This window comes from Escherichia sp. Lx600-2, from assembly GCF_036662595.1.
In the GTDB taxonomy this organism is placed as follows: Bacteria; Pseudomonadota; Gammaproteobacteria; order Enterobacterales; family Enterobacteriaceae; genus Escherichia; species Escherichia coli.
Genome location: NZ_JAYQWM010000001.1, coordinates 70,113 through 89,502, shown reverse-complemented (window position 1 = coordinate 89,502; position 19,390 = coordinate 70,113). Strand labels below are relative to the sequence as shown.

14 protein-coding genes and 1 pseudogene are annotated in these 19,390 nt (G+C 52.5%); 3 read left to right on the top strand and 12 right to left on the bottom strand.

Annotated features, from left to right (window positions below; translation table 11 throughout):
• Positions 1 to 102 precede the first annotated feature (102 nt).
• The 9 genes from bamB to yfhM all read right to left on the bottom strand — a co-directional run bounded on the left by bamB (position 103) and on the right by yfhM (position 14,915).
• Positions 103 to 1,281: an outer membrane protein assembly factor BamB gene (gene bamB / locus OQV04_RS00420; protein WP_021577800.1), complete on the bottom strand. Its 1,179-nt coding sequence runs from the start codon at positions 1,279 to 1,281 to the stop codon at positions 103 to 105.
• A gap of 10 nt (positions 1,282 to 1,291) precedes the next feature.
• The gene (gene yfgM / locus OQV04_RS00415) at positions 1,292 to 1,912 is read right to left on the bottom strand and encodes an ancillary SecYEG translocon subunit YfgM (protein ID WP_000409205.1); all 621 of its coding nucleotides are present in this window, start codon (positions 1,910 to 1,912) and stop codon (positions 1,292 to 1,294) included.
• A gap of 17 nt (positions 1,913 to 1,929) precedes the next feature.
• A complete protein-coding gene (gene hisS / locus OQV04_RS00410; protein WP_001107167.1) occupies positions 1,930 to 3,204 on the bottom strand; it encodes a histidine--tRNA ligase in 1,275 nt (424 codons plus the stop codon).
• A 110-nt stretch (positions 3,205 to 3,314) separates the two neighbouring features.
• Positions 3,315 to 4,433, bottom strand: a complete 1,119-nt coding sequence (ispG, locus tag OQV04_RS00405; RefSeq protein ID WP_000551807.1) for a flavodoxin-dependent (E)-4-hydroxy-3-methylbut-2-enyl-diphosphate synthase — start codon at positions 4,431 to 4,433, stop codon at positions 3,315 to 3,317.
• A 26-nt stretch (positions 4,434 to 4,459) separates the two neighbouring features.
• Positions 4,460 to 5,473 (bottom strand): cytoskeleton protein RodZ, encoded by a 1,014-nt coding sequence (gene rodZ / locus OQV04_RS00400; RefSeq protein WP_001090844.1) that lies wholly within the window; start codon positions 5,471 to 5,473, stop codon positions 4,460 to 4,462.
• 284 nt (positions 5,474 to 5,757) lie between these two features.
• Complete coding sequence (locus tag OQV04_RS00395) at positions 5,758 to 6,912, bottom strand: bifunctional tRNA (adenosine(37)-C2)-methyltransferase TrmG/ribosomal RNA large subunit methyltransferase RlmN (RefSeq protein ID WP_000003317.1); 1,155 nt, start codon at positions 6,910 to 6,912, stop codon at positions 5,758 to 5,760.
• 149 nt (positions 6,913 to 7,061) lie between these two features.
• Positions 7,062 to 7,493, bottom strand: coding sequence for a nucleoside-diphosphate kinase (gene ndk, locus OQV04_RS00390; protein ID WP_097747455.1), 432 nt, complete (start codon positions 7,491 to 7,493; stop codon positions 7,062 to 7,064).
• Positions 7,494 to 7,640: 147 nt separating this feature from the next.
• On the bottom strand, positions 7,641 to 9,953 hold the full coding sequence (gene pbpC, locus OQV04_RS00385) for a peptidoglycan glycosyltransferase PbpC (protein ID WP_045176201.1): 2,313 nt from the start codon (positions 9,951 to 9,953) through the stop codon (positions 7,641 to 7,643).
• Positions 9,954 to 14,915 carry an alpha2-macroglobulin gene (gene yfhM, locus OQV04_RS00380; protein ID WP_247806605.1) on the bottom strand — a complete coding sequence of 1,654 codons (4,962 nt, stop codon included), beginning with the start codon at positions 14,913 to 14,915 and terminating at the stop codon, positions 9,954 to 9,956.
• Positions 14,916 to 15,121: 206 nt separating this feature from the next.
• On the opposite strand from yfhM, the gene sseA reads away from it, so the two are divergent.
• Together sseA and timP (OQV04_RS00370) are read left to right on the top strand one after the other, a co-directional pair.
• Positions 15,122 to 15,967, top strand: coding sequence for a 3-mercaptopyruvate sulfurtransferase (gene sseA / locus OQV04_RS00375; protein WP_032281431.1), 846 nt, complete (start codon positions 15,122 to 15,124; stop codon positions 15,965 to 15,967).
• A 342-nt stretch (positions 15,968 to 16,309) separates the two neighbouring features.
• Entirely contained in the window at positions 16,310 to 16,435 is a 126-nt protein-coding gene (gene timP, locus OQV04_RS00370; protein ID WP_001491247.1) for a small toxic inner membrane protein TimP, read from the top strand.
• Positions 16,436 to 16,465: 30 nt separating this feature from the next.
• Here the strand turns inward: timP (OQV04_RS00370) and OQV04_RS00365 are convergent.
• Positions 16,466 to 16,552: pseudogene (locus OQV04_RS00365) on the bottom strand (enhanced serine sensitivity protein SseB); the annotation flags it as partial.
• 438 nt (positions 16,553 to 16,990) lie between these two features.
• Here OQV04_RS00365 and timP (OQV04_RS00360) point away from each other — a divergent pair.
• A complete protein-coding gene (timP, locus tag OQV04_RS00360; protein WP_001491247.1) occupies positions 16,991 to 17,116 on the top strand; it encodes a small toxic inner membrane protein TimP in 126 nt (41 codons plus the stop codon).
• 31 nt (positions 17,117 to 17,147) lie between these two features.
• Here the strand turns inward: timP (OQV04_RS00360) and sseB are convergent, their stop codons facing one another.
• Both sseB and pepB read right to left on the bottom strand, forming a co-directional pair.
• A complete protein-coding gene (gene sseB, locus OQV04_RS00355; RefSeq protein WP_001354817.1) occupies positions 17,148 to 17,924 on the bottom strand; it encodes an enhanced serine sensitivity protein SseB in 777 nt (258 codons plus the stop codon).
• Positions 17,925 to 18,066: 142 nt separating this feature from the next.
• A complete protein-coding gene (gene pepB / locus OQV04_RS00350; protein ID WP_032281432.1) occupies positions 18,067 to 19,350 on the bottom strand; it encodes an aminopeptidase PepB in 1,284 nt (427 codons plus the stop codon).
• Positions 19,351 to 19,390 lie beyond the last annotated feature (40 nt).

Below are 19,390 nucleotides of genomic sequence, written 5' to 3'. Positions count from 1 at the left end.
TTTATAAATCATCAGACAACGCACGCTATATTCGCGTCGTTGTTAAAAACAGGAAAACGGCCCCTGTCCAGGAGCCGTTTTCAAAGTGAACGACAGAGACGATTAACGTGTAATAGAGTACACGGTTCCGTCTTTTGCCTGGATCAGCAGTTTGCCGTCAGCGGCAACCGGTTCAGTCTGGAAACCGGAACTATCAACTTTTTGCTGGGCAACGAAACGACCATCTTCGACGTTAATCCAGTGCAAATAACCTTCACTGTCACCGACCACCAGGTTGCCATTATACAGCACCGGAGAAGTCAGCAGGCGATGCAGCAGATCGCTTTGTGTCCACAGCGTAACGCCGCCATCAATGGTCAACGCCATCACCCGGTCATTTTGATCGACCAGATAGATGCGATTGCCGTCGACGATGAAATCATTCACCGAACCCAGTTCGCGTTTCCACATAATCTGACCACTGCGCAGATCAAGCGCCGTCAGGTTACCATTATAGGCCAGCGCGAAAACAACGCCGTTAACAACGACGGGAGTCGTGTCAACATCGCTCAGACGGTCAATTTCGGTAGAACCGGTCGCCTGGGAAATACGCTGCTGCCAAATCATCTGGCCCTGTTCCATCAGCACTGCGCTGACGCGACCATTATCGCCCCCCACGACGGCCGCACCAAAAGCCGTTGCCGGCGCAGACTCGCCACGCAAAGAGAGCGAAGGCATATCGAGGTTAACTGTCCATTTGACAGCGCCGTCAGCTTCGTTCAGCGCTTGTAACTGACCGTTACTGGTGTGGATTAACACCAGACCGTCGCTGACCACCGGGCGCGAAAGTGCTTCACCCGCGACTTTAGTTTGCCATGCCACAGTACCATCGCTGGTATTCAGCGCGTAAACCTGCGCCTTTTCGCTGCCAATGTAGACATGTCCACCAGACACGGTCACACCGCCAGAAAGTAATGCAGGCTCTTTAGAGAACCAGCCATCTTTCTCGGCCAGGCTGACAGACCAGATTTCTTTGCCATCATCCGCATTCAGCGCTTTTACTAAACCAGCGCGGTCCGCTGCATAGACAACGTTGTCCGCCAGTGCCGGATGAAGATTAGAATAGAAGTTGCCAATGCCGCTACCAACAGAGGTGCTCCATACCGTGGTCGGCGTAAACTGGTTTTCAACGGTCGGCAATGGGGACATCTTTACCACATCTTCTTCGCTGTTAAACAGCGAACAGCCGCTTAAAAGAGTAACGGAAAGCAGTCCTGGCAGCAGTAATTTACGCAATTGCATCGGGTCCCTCTCAGATGGACAAATTATTAATTTTCATCTGCATCATTTCGCTCAGTGCAGGGGTAACATCGCTTTTAACGCCTGCCTCCCATGCACTACGCGCACCTTGCTTATCACCTTTGCTCAGCAATGCTTCACCACGCAGGTCGGCAACAATGGCAGCCCACCCTTCACCTTTGATGGTATCAAGGGTTTTCAGCGCGGCATCAGCCTGCTTGAGCTGTACCTGAACGCGAGCAAGACGCAGATTTATCACGGCTTTGAGATTTTCATCGCTCGTATCTGCCAGCCCCTGTTGTAACTGGGCGGCAGCTTTCTCTAGTTCATTTTTGTCAACAAATTGCTGCGCAAGTTCCAAAGAAGCCAGCGCACCATAAGTATTTTTATTTTCAGCAGCAAATTTTTCCGCCGCCGGGATGCTATCCGGTTTGCCTTCGCTCACTGCGGTAACCGCATTTTGATAGGCAAGAGAAGCGGAGCGTGCAGAATCAACCTGATGGCTGTTCCAGTAGCGCCAGCCAATCAGTGCGCCAACGCCCAAAATCACCCCAACAGCCAGTGCTTTGCCATTTTCAGCAAAAAAGCGTTTAACCGCTTCTACCTGGTCGTTTTCGTTCTCGTAAATTTCCACGCTGTCCTTCTCCTTCCTTAACCCAGTAACGTGCGCAAATGCGCGGCTACGCTATCCTGCGCAACTGCCGTTTGCTCACCAGAGCGCAAATCCTTCACTACTGCTGTGCCGTTAGCCACTTCAGACTCACCCAGCACCACAGCAACGCGGGCACCCCATTTATCAGCACGGGCAAACTGTTTCTTAAAGTTGCCGCCGCCGTGGTTGGTCATCAATTTCACGCCCGGTAATTCATCACGCAGACGCTCAGCTAATGCCATAGCCGCAGATTGTGTATCAGCACCTGAAGCCACCAAGTATATATCGACAACAGGATCGGCTTTAAATTCCGGATTAACGGCCTGTACTAACAATACAAGACGTTCGAGGCCCATCGCAAAACCGACAGCCGGTGTTGCACGACCGCCCAGTTGTTCCACAAGACCGTCATAACGACCGCCTGCACACACGGTGCCCTGGGAGCCGAGACTGTTAGTCACCCACTCGAAAACGGTACGGTTGTAGTAATCCAGACCACGCACCAGACGCTGGTTTACGGTGTAAGCGATCCCCGCGCTCTCAAGCAGTTTGCACAGACCAGCAAAGTGCTCACGAGATTCCTCGTCCAGATAATCACCTAATGCCGGAGCGTCGTTGAGAAGCGCCTGCACTTCCGGATTTTTTGAATCCAGCACGCGCAGCGGGTTAGTGTACATGCGGCGTTTGCAGTCTTCGTCCAGCTTTTCTTTATGCTGCTCAAGGAATGCCACCAGCGCATCGCGGTAATTGGCGCGTGCTTCCAGCGAACCGATAGAATTCAGCTCAAGAGTTACGTGCTCGGAAATACCCAGCGCGCGCCACCAGCGGGCGGTGAGCATAATCAGTTCAGCGTCGATATCCGGACCTTGCAGACCGAAAACTTCGCAGCCCAACTGATGGAACTGACGATAACGCCCTTTCTGCGGACGCTCGTGACGGAACATCGGCCCGATATACCACAGACGCTGTTCCTGATTGTACAGAAGACCATGCTCGATGCCGGCGCGTACACAGCCCGCCGTCCCTTCAGGGCGCAGAGTCAGGCTGTCGCCATTGCGATCCTCAAAGGTGTACATCTCTTTTTCAACCACGTCGGTGACTTCACCAATCGCACGTTTGAATAGCGGGGTCTGCTCTACAATCGGCAAGCGGATTTCACTGTAACCGTAGCTGCCGAGCACGTTTTTCAGTGTGCCTTCAATGCGCTGCCAGATGGCCGTTTCGCCAGGCAGGTAATCGTTCATGCCGCGAATGGCTTGAATGTTTTTTGCCACGTTTATTCTCTTTCTGAATATAAAAATGAACCCTCAACGCTTCCCTCAATGTTTGGGGAGCCATGCGGGTTCAATCATACACGGGAAGCGAGGCGCTTCCCATCACGTTATTATTTTTCGACCTGCTGAACGTCAATTCGACGCGCTTCGTCCAGCTGACTGGCTTTCGCACGAATGCGTGCTTCCAGCTGGTCGATCATATCGTTGTTGTCCAGACGGTCTTTGCGCACGCCATCTTCATAGAGGCCGCTTTTCTTGTTGCCGCCGGTGACGCCGAGTGTAGAAACCAGCGCCTCACCCGGGCCATTCACCACGCAGCCGATAATCGAAACGTCCATCGGAGTGATGATATCTTCCAGGCGTTGCTCCAGCGCGTTAACCGTACCGATAACATCAAACTCCTGACGCGAACAGGTCGGACAGGCGATGAAGTTGATACCTCGCGAACGGATACGAAGCGATTTCAAAATATCGAAACCGACTTTGATCTCTTCGACCGGATCGGCCGCCAGTGATACGCGCAGCGTGTCGCCGATGCCTTCAGACAGCAGCAAACCTAAACCAATGGCGGATTTTACTGCCCCGCTGCGCGCGCCACCCGCTTCGGTGATCCCCAGATGCAGCGGCTGATCGATTTGTTTTGCCAGCAAACGATAAGACTCAACAGCGAGGAAGACGTCAGACGCTTTCACGCTGACTTTGAACTGATCGAAGTTCAGGCGATCGAGATGATCAACATGACGCATGGCGGATTCCAGCAACGCCTGCGGCGTCGGTTCGCCATACTTTTCTTGCAGATCTTTTTCCAGCGATCCGGCGTTAACGCCAATACGGATCGGAATGTTTTTATCGCGCGCACAGTCAACCACCATGCGAATACGCTCTTCATTACCGATATTGCCAGGATTAATACGCAGACAATCGACGCCGTATTCCGCTACTTTCAGCGCAATGCGATAGTCGAAGTGGATGTCAGCCACCAGCGGCACGTTAACCTGCTGTTTGATGAGTTTGAACGCTTCTGCCGCGTCCATCGTCGGTACAGATACACGGACGATATCAGCGCCAACGCGTTCCAGCGCCTTGATTTGATTGACCGTTGCTTCGACGTCTGTCGTACGCGTATTGGTCATGGACTGTACGGCGATGGGAGCACCATCGCCAATCGGCACATTCCCAACGTAAATACGTGTTGATTTTCTACGTTGAATTGGAGCCTGGTTATGCATGAAAAATCTCCCGCGTTACCCGTCTGTTACTGCGCCGGTGATTGTTCGGCATTGAGGGTCAGACGCGCAACCTGGTTAGTTCTGATAAAACGACTCAGATCGACAGGTTTCCCTTGATACTGGATCTGTACTGCGGCTGGCGCACCAATTTTCAGTTTGTACGGTGCCTGGCCGGTTAAGTTCAAATTACCGTCTTTACGCTGCATACCGCTAAACAATTTTTTACCGGTAGCATCAGTGACCTCCAGCCAGCAATCGGCAGTAAAGTTCATCACCAGCGCATTCGGATCAGCCACCGGCGTGGTCACGCCAGCCTGATCGGTTGGCAACGGCGCAGCACCATCTGGCGTTGTTGCTGCCGTTGGTGCCGGGGTCGCGGCGGTATCAACATTTGCCTGCGAAGGCGAAACAACCGCATTCTGTTGCGGATCAACAGCTGGTGCTGGCGCAGTTACGGCAGGTGTTTGCGTGTTGGTTGCGGTAGTATCCACAGACGCTGGCGGCGTGGACGTTGTAGCCGGGTCTGTAGTTGTCGACGTATTTAACGGAACACTCTGCCCCTGCTCGCTATTACTGCTCAGTTCCGCCGAAGATTGATCGGCCATAGTGGTGATCTCTTCCTGCTGAGCTTTGTGGTCTTGCCACCACCAGGCACCGCTCAGGCCGATAACCACAAACAACACCAGCCAGGTGAAGGTCATCAGCCAGCCGTCGCGTTTTTTGCGGCGTTTACCGAGGGAAAAACTCTGCATCGGCGCAACTTTTGCAGCCCGTAGTGGAGCCTGCTTTTCCAGCCCTGGCAGCAGTTCTTCTTCTGGAATATGTACCAGACGCGCATAAGAGCGGATATATCCGCGCAGGAATGTTGAAGCAAGATCGGCGGGTGCCTTATCTTCTTCAATGTCGCGTACCGTGGAAACCTTCAGGCAAAGTCGCTCGGCAACGGCCTGCTGACTAAGTCCTAGTTGTTCGCGAGCATTACGCAGGCGAGCGCCGGTAGTAAGTGCTTCATTTTGGTCGTGCGTGGCTTCAGTATTCATTCGCTGCAGGTACGTTTAAATGAGAATTGAGATGCCGGTGAACCATCATGCTCACCCACACCGCGAAACATCCGTTAAGTTAACCGTTATCATACAGTATAAGACCGTCTGTGTGCTCGTGACAAAGCCCACATTCACTAAGGCTAACTTACTGTTGCATCGTTACATACTGCCTTAAAGTCAGCAAAAACGCACCGTTAATATTGACCAGACAATTGCAACTTAATACTTCATTCATAAAACATTACGCCACGGTACATAAAGTAACCGTGGCGTAATGGCTATCAGACCGCTTTAATGTCGATGGCTTCACCCTGCATCCGTTTACGCAGGGTACGTTTCGTACGGTCGATAACATCGCCCGCCAACTGACCACAGGCAGCATCGATATCATCACCACGCGTTTTACGCACAATAGTGGTGAAACCGTAGCTCATCAGCACTTTTGAGAAACGGTCGATACGGCTGTTCGAACTGCGTCCATACGGTGCGCCCGGGAACGGGTTCCACGGGATCAGGTTGATCTTACACGGCGTATCTTTCAGCAGTTCCGCCAGTTGGTGCGCGTGTTCAGTGCCGTCGTTAACGTGGTCAAGCATCACGTATTCAATAGTGACTCGGCCCTGATTGGCGTTGGATTTCTCCAGATAACGGCGCACCGCAGCAAGGAACGTTTCGATATTGTACTTTTTGTTGATCGGCACAATTTCGTCACGAATTTCGTCGTTCGGCGCGTGCAGGGAAATTGCCAGCGCAACATCGATCATATCGCCCAGTTTATCCAGCGCCGGAACTACACCGGAAGTGGAAAGCGTCACGCGACGTTTAGACAGACCAAAACCGAAATCATCAAGCATGATTTCCATCGCCGGAACGACGTTGTTCAGGTTGAGCAGCGGCTCGCCCATGCCCATCATCACTACGTTAGTGATCGGACGCTGACCGGTGACTTTTGCTGCGCCGACGATTTTCGCCGCACGCCACACCTGGCCAATAATTTCCGATACCCGCAGGTTGCGGTTAAAGCCCTGCTGGGCGGTGGAACAGAATTTACACTCCAGCGCACACCCCACCTGCGAAGAGACGCAGAGCGTAGCGCGGTCGTCTTCCGGGATGTACACCGTTTCGACACGCTGGTCACCCACGGCAATCGCCCATTTAATGGTGCCGTCAGATGAACGCTGTTCTTCAACCACTTCCGGTGCGCGGATCTCCGCCACCTCTTTCAGTTTGCCGCGCAACACTTTGTTGATGTCAGTCATCTCATCAAAGTTGTCGCAGCAATAGTGATACATCCACTTCATCACCTGATCGGCGCGGAAGGGTTTTTCACCTAAATCTTTAAAAAACTCCCGCATCTGCTGACGATTGAGATCCAGCAGGTTGATTTTTCCATCTTTGGTGGTGACGTTTTCAGGTGTGACTAATTGTTCAGACATATGCTATTCCGGCCTCGTTATTACACGTTATGGCCCCTGGAGGGTTGAAAAAAGAAACGCCCCGGTGAGCGGCTGCTCGTCCGGGGGCGCTGCATTGTACAAATTCTGGCGCACGGATGCCACGTTTGCACGCGGCATTTACGAAATTATTAACGGGTGCGCGGGCACACTTCGCCTTCGCCGAAGAAATAAGCGATTTCGCGAGCGGCAGATTCGACGGAATCAGAACCGTGGGTACCATTTTCGGTCAGGCTGTCAGCGTAATCAGCGCGCAGAGTACCGGCCAGTGCGTTTGCCGGATTGGTCGCGCCCAGCAGATCGCGGTGACGCTGAACGGCGTTTTCACCTTCCAGCACGGAAACCACGATCGGGCCAGAGGTCATGAATTCAACCAGACCATCAAAGAACGGTTTTCCATCGTGTTCAGCATAAAAGCCACGAGCCTGTTCAACGGTCAGGTGCAGCATTTTGGTGCCGACAATTTTGAACCCTGCAGCTTCAAAGCGCGCAAAGATATTACCAATGACGTTTTTTGCTACCACGTTCGGTTTGATAATGGAAAAAGTACGTTCAATAGCCATTTTTACCTCTGTAAAGTATTCGTTGTTGTCTGTACCTGCGTACGAGATGGCGCGGATTATAAAGAGCAACAGGGCCGTTGACTATTGATGAAGGTAACATTTTTTTAAAATAAACCTAGTTTAAGCAACAATCAGGGACAAAACAGACTATTGCATGACAAATTTCACTGTCGCGATTTGCCCTACGTCATCCATCACCAGCAATTGATAATCACCTTTATCCGTCAAATGCAGGGTCACGTTGCGCCCGCGTTCAGTTAACGGTTCGCCGTTCAGAAACCACCAGCGTTCACCTGCCCCTCCACTTGATTGCAACGGCAAAGTCGCTTCCGCTGCGCCCGGTAAACGTTTAATAATCTCGCCATCGCGAACGCCTGTCAGCTGCAGCGGGAGCTGGGCATCGTGACCGTATGGCGGGCAAATTGTCGAGGCCGGTGGTAAGCGCACAGCGCGACGTTCTGATGCGGGCAACCAGGGTTCCAGCGGTAGCGGCCAGACATTTATCATTTCTTGTCGCGCTTGCGGGCAATCAGCGGCAACACGTTTGCCATTTTCATCCAGCCAGATGGGGAAACGAATGCCATTAATGCCTTCCTGCTCCGGCAGTAATAGAGTTGGCGGCTGACTCCCGTCCAGCAGCCAGGTTGCCAGGCGGCGGCGACAGTTACCGTCACCTTCCGGCAAAGACTGTCCGCCCGGCCAGCAAATAACGCCACGAGTGACTGAGTTCGGGCGCGGGTCTTCCGGCAGATTCGCACTGCGCGACAGTAAAATATTATTAACCTGATTCAACAGCGGTACAGCACTGGCAAAGCCAAACTGACCAACAACCGGCGTGCCATCCGGTCTGCCAGTCCAGATCCCAATGACATAGCGAGCATTAACCCCAATCGCCCAGGCGTCACGATAGCCATAGCTGGTGCCCGTTTTCCATGCCAGTGGAGCGACGCGCGGCAAGGCACCATCCGGCAAGGGTTGCGCTTCATCAGCCATAATCCGGCGAATGATCCACGCAGCCCCCGACGACATTAAAGGCCGTTCAAGCAGCGGATCGTCAGGCTGTAAGCGCAATTTGCCTGCCTTGCCGTGGCGAGCAAACGCGGTATACGCTGCCGCCATATCTTCCAGTTTTGCACCAGCACCGCCGAGAATGAGCGAAAGATTGGGCGCAGCGCCGTTGGGCAGATACAACGGCAATCCAACATTGCGTAATTTTGCCGCAAACCGTTTCGGTCCATAGGCTTCCAGCACCTGCACAGCAGGTAAATTCAGCGAGCGCACCAGCGCCTCGCTCATGCTGATCGGGCCATGAAAACCGCTATCAAAGTTACCTGGTCGATAATCACCGGTGCGCCGGGGGACGTCTTGCAGCAGTGATGCCGGGTGGATCAAGCCTTCATCCAGCGCCAGACCATAAACAAACGGTTTGAGCACCGATCCTGGCGATCGGATCGCATTGACCATATCAACATGACCAAAGCGTGAATCATCGTTGAGATCTACCGATCCCACCCAGCCGCGAACACGCATATCGGTATGATCAACCACGATCATCGCCAGTGAGCTGCGCGGTGGTAAACGTCCTTTCCAGTTTTGCGCCAGTTCTTCCAGACGTCGTTGAAGACCGGCATCCAGCGTAGTAACGATTTTGTCGCTTTTGCTTTTACCGAGCATCATGCGCGAAAACAGCGGTGCAAGTTGCGGCATTTGTCGGGGTGCCAGCCAGATGGGTTCTTCCCTTGACTCTTTTACCTGCTCACGGGACCACACACCTTGCACGGCCATCCGTTCGAGCACTTTATTACGCGCGGCTTCGGCACGCTCCGGCCAACGATCCGGGCGCAGTCGGCTGGGCGCTTGCGGTAACACCGCCAGCATTGCCGCCTCGGAATAGCTTAAATTCGCAGGCGACTTTCCGAGATAAGCCCAACTTGCCGCACCGATCCCCTGCAACGTACCGCCAAACGGAGCGCGGTTAAGATACAAGGTCAGAATTTCACGCTTAGACAGATGCCATTCCAGTTGCAACGCGCGCCAGAGCTGGCGAATTTTGCCGCCAAATGTTTTGGGGTGAGGATCAAGCAGACGAGCAACCTGCATAGTGAGCGTGCTGCCACCGGAAATAACCCGTCCCGAAGTGAGATCTTGCCATGCTGCGCGCGCCACCGAGAATGGATTCACCCCCGGATGCTTCCAGAACCAGCGATCTTCATAATTGATCAGCGCTTCAAGGTAACGTGGAGAAACATCTTCGATTGTTACCGGATAACGCCAGATGCCGTCAGCATCGGCGAAGCGCCAGAGCGGCGTACCATCCTGCGCCACGACCACTCGTGCGGGATTGACTTCATGCAGCGGTAGAGGCCAGAGTTTATCTGCTCCCCACGCTGCAAGAAAAAGGAGAAATGGCGCAGCTGCCAGCGTTATCCAGCAGCCGCGTTTGGTTAACAAGCGAGGCATTTACGGTCTGACAATCAGCAAATCTTCAGCCGCGCCGGTCGCCCGCCATTGGGGAACATACATTGATTCCACCATCGGTTGCGGTACCTGATACGTTCCCGGCGTCACCGCCCGCGCCAGATACACCAGCGTTACCGGTTGGTATTCATCAACGGCAACCGCCGCCACAAAGCGATCGTCACGGAACTCAATGTGCTTAGTACTCGCCTGCTGCATCTGGTTCAGTAAGTTCTGCACTTCGCCACCACTTTGCTCCAGGCTGGCGCTACCGTTCGCCAGATTCTGGTTTTCCAGTTCCAGACCCGCAGGCAGCAGATCCACGACTAACGCATCCGGCACGCTGTTACTGGCTTTTACCTGCAACCAGACCAGCACCAGATCGCCGCTACGTAACGAGTCCAGCGATTTGCTCTTACCATCAGTACCAAGAATATGACGCTCGATTTGCAGCACATTGTTCGCCGGTAAAGGTGCGGATTGCGGATAACCGCTGGCATCCACACGCAGCCATAACGGCTGATCGCCACTGTTGGTCACCTGCAAGGTAGCAAGTTGATCGCTATTCAGATTGCTGTTTTGCGCTTTCTCGCCTGTCAGCGGCTCAGCTGAGAAAGAGGTTTGCGCCTGCCATTTACCCGGTAAATCCTGAATCGTACGGGCAGCCAGGAACAACGCGTTACTTTCCTGCGTCGATAGCCAGCGTTCACCAAACGCCTGCTGCGAAAGTGTGTTCAGCAAAGTGTACTGCTCATCGGGTAGCAGTTTATTTTCTTCCAGCAAGGAGAGCATCAACGCGTTGTCGCGCAGTGGACTACCGTAATCACCCAGCCATATCCGCTCATCACTATTTCTCGGCGTTTTCAGCGCCAGCGCAATCGCTTCTTCACCACGCGTCGCATCACCCATGGTTTTCAGCGCAACGCCAAGTTGCAGCAGCGGTAATCCAGACGCAGCATCTGCACGATGCTCCCAGATTTCACGCAGCGCACCCAGTGGTGCTTTTTGCTGACGGGCCAGCACCAGCGCAGCGTAAGACTGTACGGCGAATTTACTGGCTTTGAGATTATCCGCGTACGGGATCGACATCATGCCTGGATCTTGTAAATAGCGCAGCAGACGCTCATTACCCCGGTTAATGACGTCTGTCGGCACGCTGTAACCCTGTTCGCCTGCGCGGACCAGGAAATCCATCACGTAAGCCGTCAGCCAGTACTCTTCGTCACCGTTTTTATCCCACAGCGCAAAGCCGCCGTTATCACGTTGCATTTGCAGCAAACGGGAAATGCCGATATCGACCGATGCACGGCGTTTCTCATCACTGTCGCCTTTGATGCCCAACGCCTGCAGTTGGGCTGCGTTGGTATAAAGTGACGGGAACAGGCCGCTGGCGGTTTGCTCAAGACAGCCGTACGGATACGCTTTTAACTCTTTGATATAACGTGCGATGTTCAGCGGTGGTTTGCCGCTCAACAACAATTGCCCTTCCAGCGTAACAGGCGAGAAGTTTTGCAATCCATCCGCCGGAATCGCCCATGTCTCACCAGGCTGCAACGCCGTACCGTAATTAACCGTTTGTGCCGGGAACGCTGGACGGACGCCGATTTTCCACTGCTTATGCTGATCGGCAACGGTTTCACCCGGTAACGCTAACCCGCTAATGGTGGCCTGAATTTCTCCATCGCCATAACCCGGCAATGCTCGCACCGGGATAAACAGCGTAGTACGCACACCTGGCGCTAATTCAACGGCTGCGGGTGAATCGCTGACCAGTTCAAGCAAACCACTGGCGGTCAGGGCAACGTTCAGTTTTTGCGGTTTATCGGTAAGATTAGTGATATCCAGCGTCAGACGCGAGGTATCGCCACTCGCCATAAAGCGCGGCATGTTCAGTTCAGCAATCACCGGTGCGGCAACTATCACTTTGCTTTCGTTGCTACCGAAGTCATCTGCCGTCCAGGCTTGCGCCATGACGCGCAATTCACCGTTAAAATCGCCAATCGGCAGTGTAACCGAGCCTTCGCCCTGTTCGTTGAGCGTTACCGGCAGCGCCTGCTGCGCGACAATATTGACGTGATTGACCGGCGGTTTACCACCACGTTTCAGCTCATCACCATCGCCACCGAAACGCAGAGCTGCCAGACGCCCCTGACCTTCAATAACCTGACCGTAAATATCGTAAATGTCTGCGCCATAGCGTTTCTGACCAAAGAACGCCTGCCACGGATCTGGCGTGACGTAGTCAGTAATATTCAGCACACCACTATCAACGGCAGACACCAGCACATTCACCTGTTTAGGCTTCTCGCCATTTTTAGTGCTGGCTTTAATTTTCACGGTTAATGGTTGATTGGGACGCATTTTTGCTGGTGTTTCCAGCGCCAGATCGAGGCGACGGTTTTCATCACCAAGCGGCAGATGCAACACACCAACCGCGCGTTTTGGCGTCGCGGAGCGAGATTTATCGCCAGGACGCACCACCAGCGTACTCAAATAAAGATCATGACGATTCCAGGTTTTATCGACCGGAATCGTCAGATCCAGCCCTTGAGCCGGAACATGAATCTCTTGCCACCACAGCGGCCCTTCACTGGACTCGACCATCGCATAACCTTTACCCGCCGTTGGCGCGGCAATATGCAACTTAATGGTATCGCCAGGGCGATAACTGGCTTTATCCAGTTTCAGCGTGACACGGTCGGGTCGCACGGCACCGCTTCCGTCGCTGTTGTCCTGCCAGCTATAGCCAGCCCAGAAACGCACACTACTGACCGCTTCATTCGGCGCTTTGACTTCCAGACGATAAGCGCCCCACTCTACCGGAAAACTGACCTTGCCGGTTTCGTCCGCTTTCAGATCCAGAGTTTGTTCATTTTCGATCAGATCTTTTTGATCAAACTGTGACTGCCAGCCTTCATCTTCTGACCAGTTCCAGTAGTAATCGCGGCGTTCGCGAATCAGGCGCACCTGCAAGCCCGACACGGCTTTTTTCACGCCTTGCGCATCGCTATAAACGATGTCAAAAGCGGCGTTACTGCCCTCATCAACAATGGGCTGTTTCACCGTGCTGTCAGTGCGATAATCGTAAACCGATTTCGAGGCGAACTGCGGACGGAGCCCCGGCAATGCATCGGCAGGCCAGATAGCCTGCTCAGCGCGGCGCGTCACCGGGCGACCGCCCGATTCCAGCAAACTGCCCTGGAAAATAACCTGCAATGGGGAATGCGTTTCCTTCCACTGGCTTTCTGTAGAAACTTCGCCGCGCCCTTTATCGTCCAGCGTCAACTGAACTTCATCCAGCGTGCGGGAAAGGTTTTCGGCAGCTATATCGCCGAATTCAAAACCAGGTAAGGCTGACACAGCCTCACGCAGTGGGCGCAGGAAAAGTTGCCCTTGCAAAGTATTACCATTAGCAGGCGCACCGTACAGGTAGTATCCCACCACGGAGAATTTCACTTCATCATTCGGCGTAAGCGGGGTTTTCTCACCGGTCAGATTCAGCGCCATACGCTCTGGCATAAAATCTTCGACGTGGAAATCCCACATCCGATACTGGTTATCGCCCGTGTTAGCGCGAATATGCCACATACCGGTTGCCGCATTGCTATCGAGTGGCCAGGTAAAGTGGTAGAGGCCATTTTCCGGCTGACTAACGACGCTCCTGAGTACCTGCCCATCGGGTTTAATCACGTCTAACTTGATGGGTTGATTGGGCAACGCTTTACCGTCTGCATCACGCAGCAAACCATTGAGGATTACCGTTTCACCCGGGCGATAAAGATCGCGCGGGCCAAACATGAAAAACTGTTTGCTATAGCCTGGCGCACCTGCAATGTTAAATTCTGCTAAGTCCAGCGCCGGAAGTTTTAAATCGAGTAGCGTTGTCTGACCGTCTTTACGTGCCAGCAGTAATGCCGCATTTTTATCATTTTCCAGCTGCACATGCCCCTGAGCGTCACTGGTTGCCTGAGTCAGAGTCTGCCCTTTCTCATTTAATAAAGAGACTTCAATTCCTTGCTGGGCCGCGCCGTTTTCCAGACTTTGGGTAAAGATATCCAGACGATTGTGATAACGGTGAGCTGAAACGCCGATATCACTTAACGTAAACAGCGTCGCGGGATTACTGTAATCGTAACGTCCAGCCTGATTCATCACAGCCAGATACACGCCCGCCTGCTGAAGCGGTTTGATATCGCCCAGCGGCAGCAATAATTTTTCACGGGTGTTACGCGCAGGATTGAGATCAAACCGTCCGGTGTAGACCAGATCCGCCATCTGCAGCAGTTTGTCTGACTGCCAGTTCGCCAGCGAATTGCGGTATTCCCATTGGCTAATGAATGCTGGCAGAGATTCTGGCTTAACGCGGAAGAAGTTAACATCGACATTATTAACGTTGAGCGCCATTACCGGCAGCCCTTCAACGACTTTACCAGGCAGCAGCGAACCACGGCTGGAAAAACCGACACTGGGTTGGATGTCGCGGGTAGTTATAGTTTTTTCGTAATCTTTACTGAAGGTTGCGTTGTTGAGTGCTTTGACCTCCTTGCCAATTGTAACGATCAAATCACGTTTCGGTTCGAGGTGGCGTAAACGCAGCTCTTTAAGATTATCTGACAGCTCCCAGGCACCATCCACTTTGCCGCTTTTTTTATCGACGACATGAATAACGCGTGAGAAATCCTGATCCGGGTCGAGAGGGATGGAGAACGTCAGCACCAGCGTGGCTGCACCATCAAGTTGGACTTCAGAGAGATCCAGCAATGTCAGCGCCTTACCGGCACTCTGTTGTGCCAGTTTTTGTCGCTCTGGCGCGGAGAGTTTTGCTGAACTCGCGTTTTCTGAAGAGGCCGCTTTAGTAACTTCAGAAGGCGCATCTTTTTTCACCGCTGTTGGCGCGTTATCGTTGTTGTCGCACCCTGCCAGCGCCAGCATTAGCATGCAGGCGGCTACGCGTAACTTTTTCATTTTTCATCCCTGCCACAATGGCCCGTTAGCAACGTCGAATAATTATTATGCGTGAGAATTTACGTTATGTAATTCAGTATCACGCCCATACAATCCGAATTTTAGTGAGAATTGTGGCTCAGACAGCCAAATCAGCCTCTTTTGCTTGTCGCTTTTCACTAAACATCCGACAATTTAGCCTAACCCCGGCAAAAATGGAGATGCCTATGTCCACGACATGGTTTGTAGGAGCCGACTGGCTCGCCGAACATATTGATGACCCGGAAATTCAGATTATCGATGCCCGCATGGCGTCGCCTGGACAGGAAGATCGTAACGTTGCTCAGGAGTATCTGAATGGACATATTCCCGGCGCAGTGTTTTTTGATATCGAAGCGCTTTCTGATCACACTTCCCTGCTTCCGCACATGCTGCCGCGCCCGGAAACGTTCGCCGTGGCGATGCGTGAATTAGGCGTTAACCAGGATAAGCACCTGATTGTCTATGACGAAGGTAATCTTTTCTCAGCCCCACGAGCATGGTGGATGCTGCGCACCTTTGGTGTAGAGAAAGTGTCGATTCTGGGGGGTGGACTTGCAGGCTGGCAGCGCGATGATCTGTTGTTAGAAGAAGGTGCAGTAGAGCTGCCGGAAGGAGAGTTTAACGCCGCGTTTAATCCTGAAGCAGTGGTGAAAGTAACCGATGTGTTATTGGCAAGCCATGAAAATACGGCGCAAATTATTGATGCCCGCCCGGCTGCACGTTTTAACGCAGAAGTTGATGAACCTCGCCCAGGTTTACGTCGCGGACATATTCCCGGTGCATTGAACGTTCCGTGGACGGAACTGGTGCGCGAAGGCGAACTAAAAACGACCGATGAACTGGATGCGATATTTTTTGGTCGCGGCGTCAGCTATGACAAACCGATTATCGTCAGCTGCGGCTCTGGTGTAACAGCAGCCGTGGTTTTGTTGGCACTCGCGACGCTGGATGTGCCAAACGTGAAACTGTACGACGGCGCATGGAGTGAATGGGGCGCGCGGGCAGATTTACCGGTTGAGCCATTGAAATAAGCTTTTTACAGGCAATAAAAAACCGCCGAATTTGGCGGTTTTTTATTGCTGGTCTGGTTCGCGGCCTTTCCAGCAGGTTGACTTGTGTTGCCGGAGCAACGCAGGCACCCCACAGTGTTGAAATACTCTCTTTTATGCCTGGCTGTGTCAAGATAATAAACAGAGTAATTATTCAAACATGAGAGTATTATTCTTAATGGCCCTTTTCGCCGTCTCGCAAACGGGCGCTGGCTTTAGGAAAGGATGTTCCATGACCGTAAATACAGGCACCCCACAGTGCTTGCTATCGCGGCAATATCGCCAGTGGTGCTGTCGTGATGCGGTCTTCGCATGGACCGCACAATGAAGATACGGTGCTTTTGTATCGTACTTATTGTTTCTGGTGCGCTGTTAACCGAGGTAAATAATAACCTGAGTCTCTCCGGCAACAATTTACTGGTGGTTAACAACCTTCAGAACAGCAGGTAAGCCCGAATGCCGCCCTTTGGGGCGGCATATTTAGATTATCCGATTCTGTTTAAAGTCACGCAAAAAACCACCCCAGCGACGTTCATAGAATGGCGCAATATGTTCGATATTAAAATGACCTGGCTTATTAGTCCGAATTCAGACAAATATAAACAAATCCCGCTCAATATTAAAAATACTAACCGGTAAAAGATATTACTTAAACATGTAAATTCACTTTCTTTAAGCAACAAAAAACCGCCAAAATCAGGCGGTTATTTGTTGCCGGTTTGGTTCGCGGCCTCTCCAGCAGATTGACTTGTGTTGCATGAGCAACGCAGGTGCTTCACAGCAGAGCAATATTCGCCAGCAACTCTCTTTTTGTCAAGCAAAAGAGAGTAATTATTGTTTATTTAGCGTATTATCGACACCGGCCCTTTCCGCCGTCTCGCAAACGGGCGCTGGCTTTAGGAAAGGATGTTCCGTGGCCGTAAATGCAGGTGTTTCACAGCGCTTGCTATCGCGGCAATATCGCCAGTGGTGCTGTCGTGATGCGGTCTTCGCATGGACCGCACAATGAAGATACGGTGCTTTTGTATCGTACTTATTGTTTCTGGTGCGCTGTTAACCGAGGTAAATAATAACCTGAGTCTCTCCGGCAACAATTTACTGGTGGTTAACAACCTTCAGAACAGCAGGTAAGCCCGAATGCCGCCCTTTGGGGCGGCATATTTTAGATTATCCGGTTCTGTTTAAAGTCACGCAAAAAACCACCCCAACGACGTTCATAGAATGGCGCAATATGTTCGGTAATAAAGTGGCTAATTCCTTTTTCCCCTTTTTTCACCTGACAAATATCGATTGGTTCATCGCCAGGTAATGTATCGGTCGCTACACTTCCCGCCGCCTGAATAATTTCTTCGATATCACCATCGGCTTCAATGCCAATAAGTAAATTAGGCTGTGCCTCTTCGTTCTCTTTAATTGAACATATAAAAGCACGCTTCACCGGCTTAATAGTTTTAAATAAGGTGGTGAGTGAATCAATCATTTGTGCTGGCGGCTCTGCGACTTCCGATAATATTAGCGATTCACCGCCTTCCAGTACTTCCTGGCTACTCAGCGGATTCCCTTCTTCACCAATCAACAAACTGATTTCACGCGGCATAAATTCTTTACCGGTTGGCAGTTTGGCATTAAGGAAGAGCGTTTCGCCAAGGGTCATCTCAAACAATGTGCGAACGGGCATTACTACAAATGCCTGTTCGTCTTCAACCGCCTGTTGAAGTGCTTCTAACGAGGTAAAAAAAGGAATGACGCTGGTGCCGTCTTCTTTTTCCCAATGCTGTAAATCAAGCGCACTATCTTCAACCACAGCCTCGCCCTGCGCCGCCGTACCAGGCACCCAGACGGTGGATCCCAGTAGAGTACGGAAAAAGGCCGGGCGGTGCGCCGGTTCGGTTGCTGCTTTTTCCAGCAGGTCTTCAAGTTCGTTTTTTGTTTCGGACATAAGAACCACAATTCATTCAACGTTCGGGGCACAAGTGCCTGATGCGCCATACTTATCAGGCCTACAAGGGATTCACAATTTGTTGAATTTGCAATACTTTGTAGGCCGGATAAGGCGTTTACGCCGCATCCGGCATATTAGTTTACGCCGTTAACAGATTAGCAATCGTGCGCACACCAAGTCCCGTAGCACCCGCAGACCACTGTTCAACCGGCGCTTTACGGTAAGTCGCCGAGCAGTCGATATGCAGCCAGCCTTGCTGATAGTTCTCAACAAAGTGCGACAGGAAGCCCGCTGCCGTGCTCGCGCCTGCCGGATACGCCGCGCTTCCGGTATTGTTCAGTTCGGCAAAGTTAGACGGCAGCTGGCTGCGGTGGAATTCCGCCAGCGGCAGACGCCAGAATGGTTCGTTCTCTTGTGAGGCACTCGCCAGCAAACGACCGGCAAGCGCATCGTCAAAACTGAACAGCGCGTGATAATCATTACCCAGCGCAGTTTTCGCCGCCCCGGTGAGGGTCGCCGCATCAATGATCATTTCCGGTTTCTGCGCACTGGCATCAATCAGACCATCGGCAAGCACCAGGCGCCCTTCGGCATCAGTGTTCATCACTTCAACTTTTTTACCGTTGCGATAGGTGATGATATCGCCCAGCTTAAACGCATTGCCGCTGATCAGGTTATCCGCACAGCAGAGGAACAGCTTCACGCGCTTGTTCAGTCCGCGCGTAATGGCAAATGCCAGCGCCCCGGTAACCGTTGCCGCGCCGCCCATGTCCGACTTCATCGAGTCCATAAACGCAGTCTGTTTGATGCTGTAGCCGCCGGAGTCAAAAGTGATACCTTTACCTACCAGGCACGCGTACACTGGCGCTTCTTTATCGCCAGTTGGGTTGTAATCCAGCGCCAGCAATACCGGAGAACGTTCTGAACCGCGTCCGACGGTGTGCAGCCCCATATAACCTTGCTCACGCAGATCCTCACCTTTGGTGATCCGATAAGTCACACGATCGCCTGCGACGTTGTTGATCAGATCAACAGCACGCTGTGCCAGTTGCGATGGCCCCAGCTCTTCCGCCGGTGCGTTGATGGTGTCACGCACCCAGTCGATGATCATCAGGCGGTTATCCAGTTCCTGGCGCTGGGCATCGTCCAGATCCGGCCACTCCACTTTACGCGTGCCTTTCGGGGCTTTGTAACCTTGCCAGAATGCCCAGCAGCGATCCACATCCCAGCCTTCACCGCTTAGCTGAACATGCTTGATGCCCAGACCGTCAATCTTGCGCGCCGCACGCTGGATCAGCCCCAGATCGTCTGCCCCGTTCAAATGCAGAGTAATGCCATCATTATTAATGCTGTAAGTTGCTTTTTCTCCCCAGCGCGCGTCGGCAGGTTGGGTAGAGAGGGTAATTTTCATCGCTTCTGTCATTTTAGTTATCCTTATTCGTTTAACAGCAAAACGGGCTACC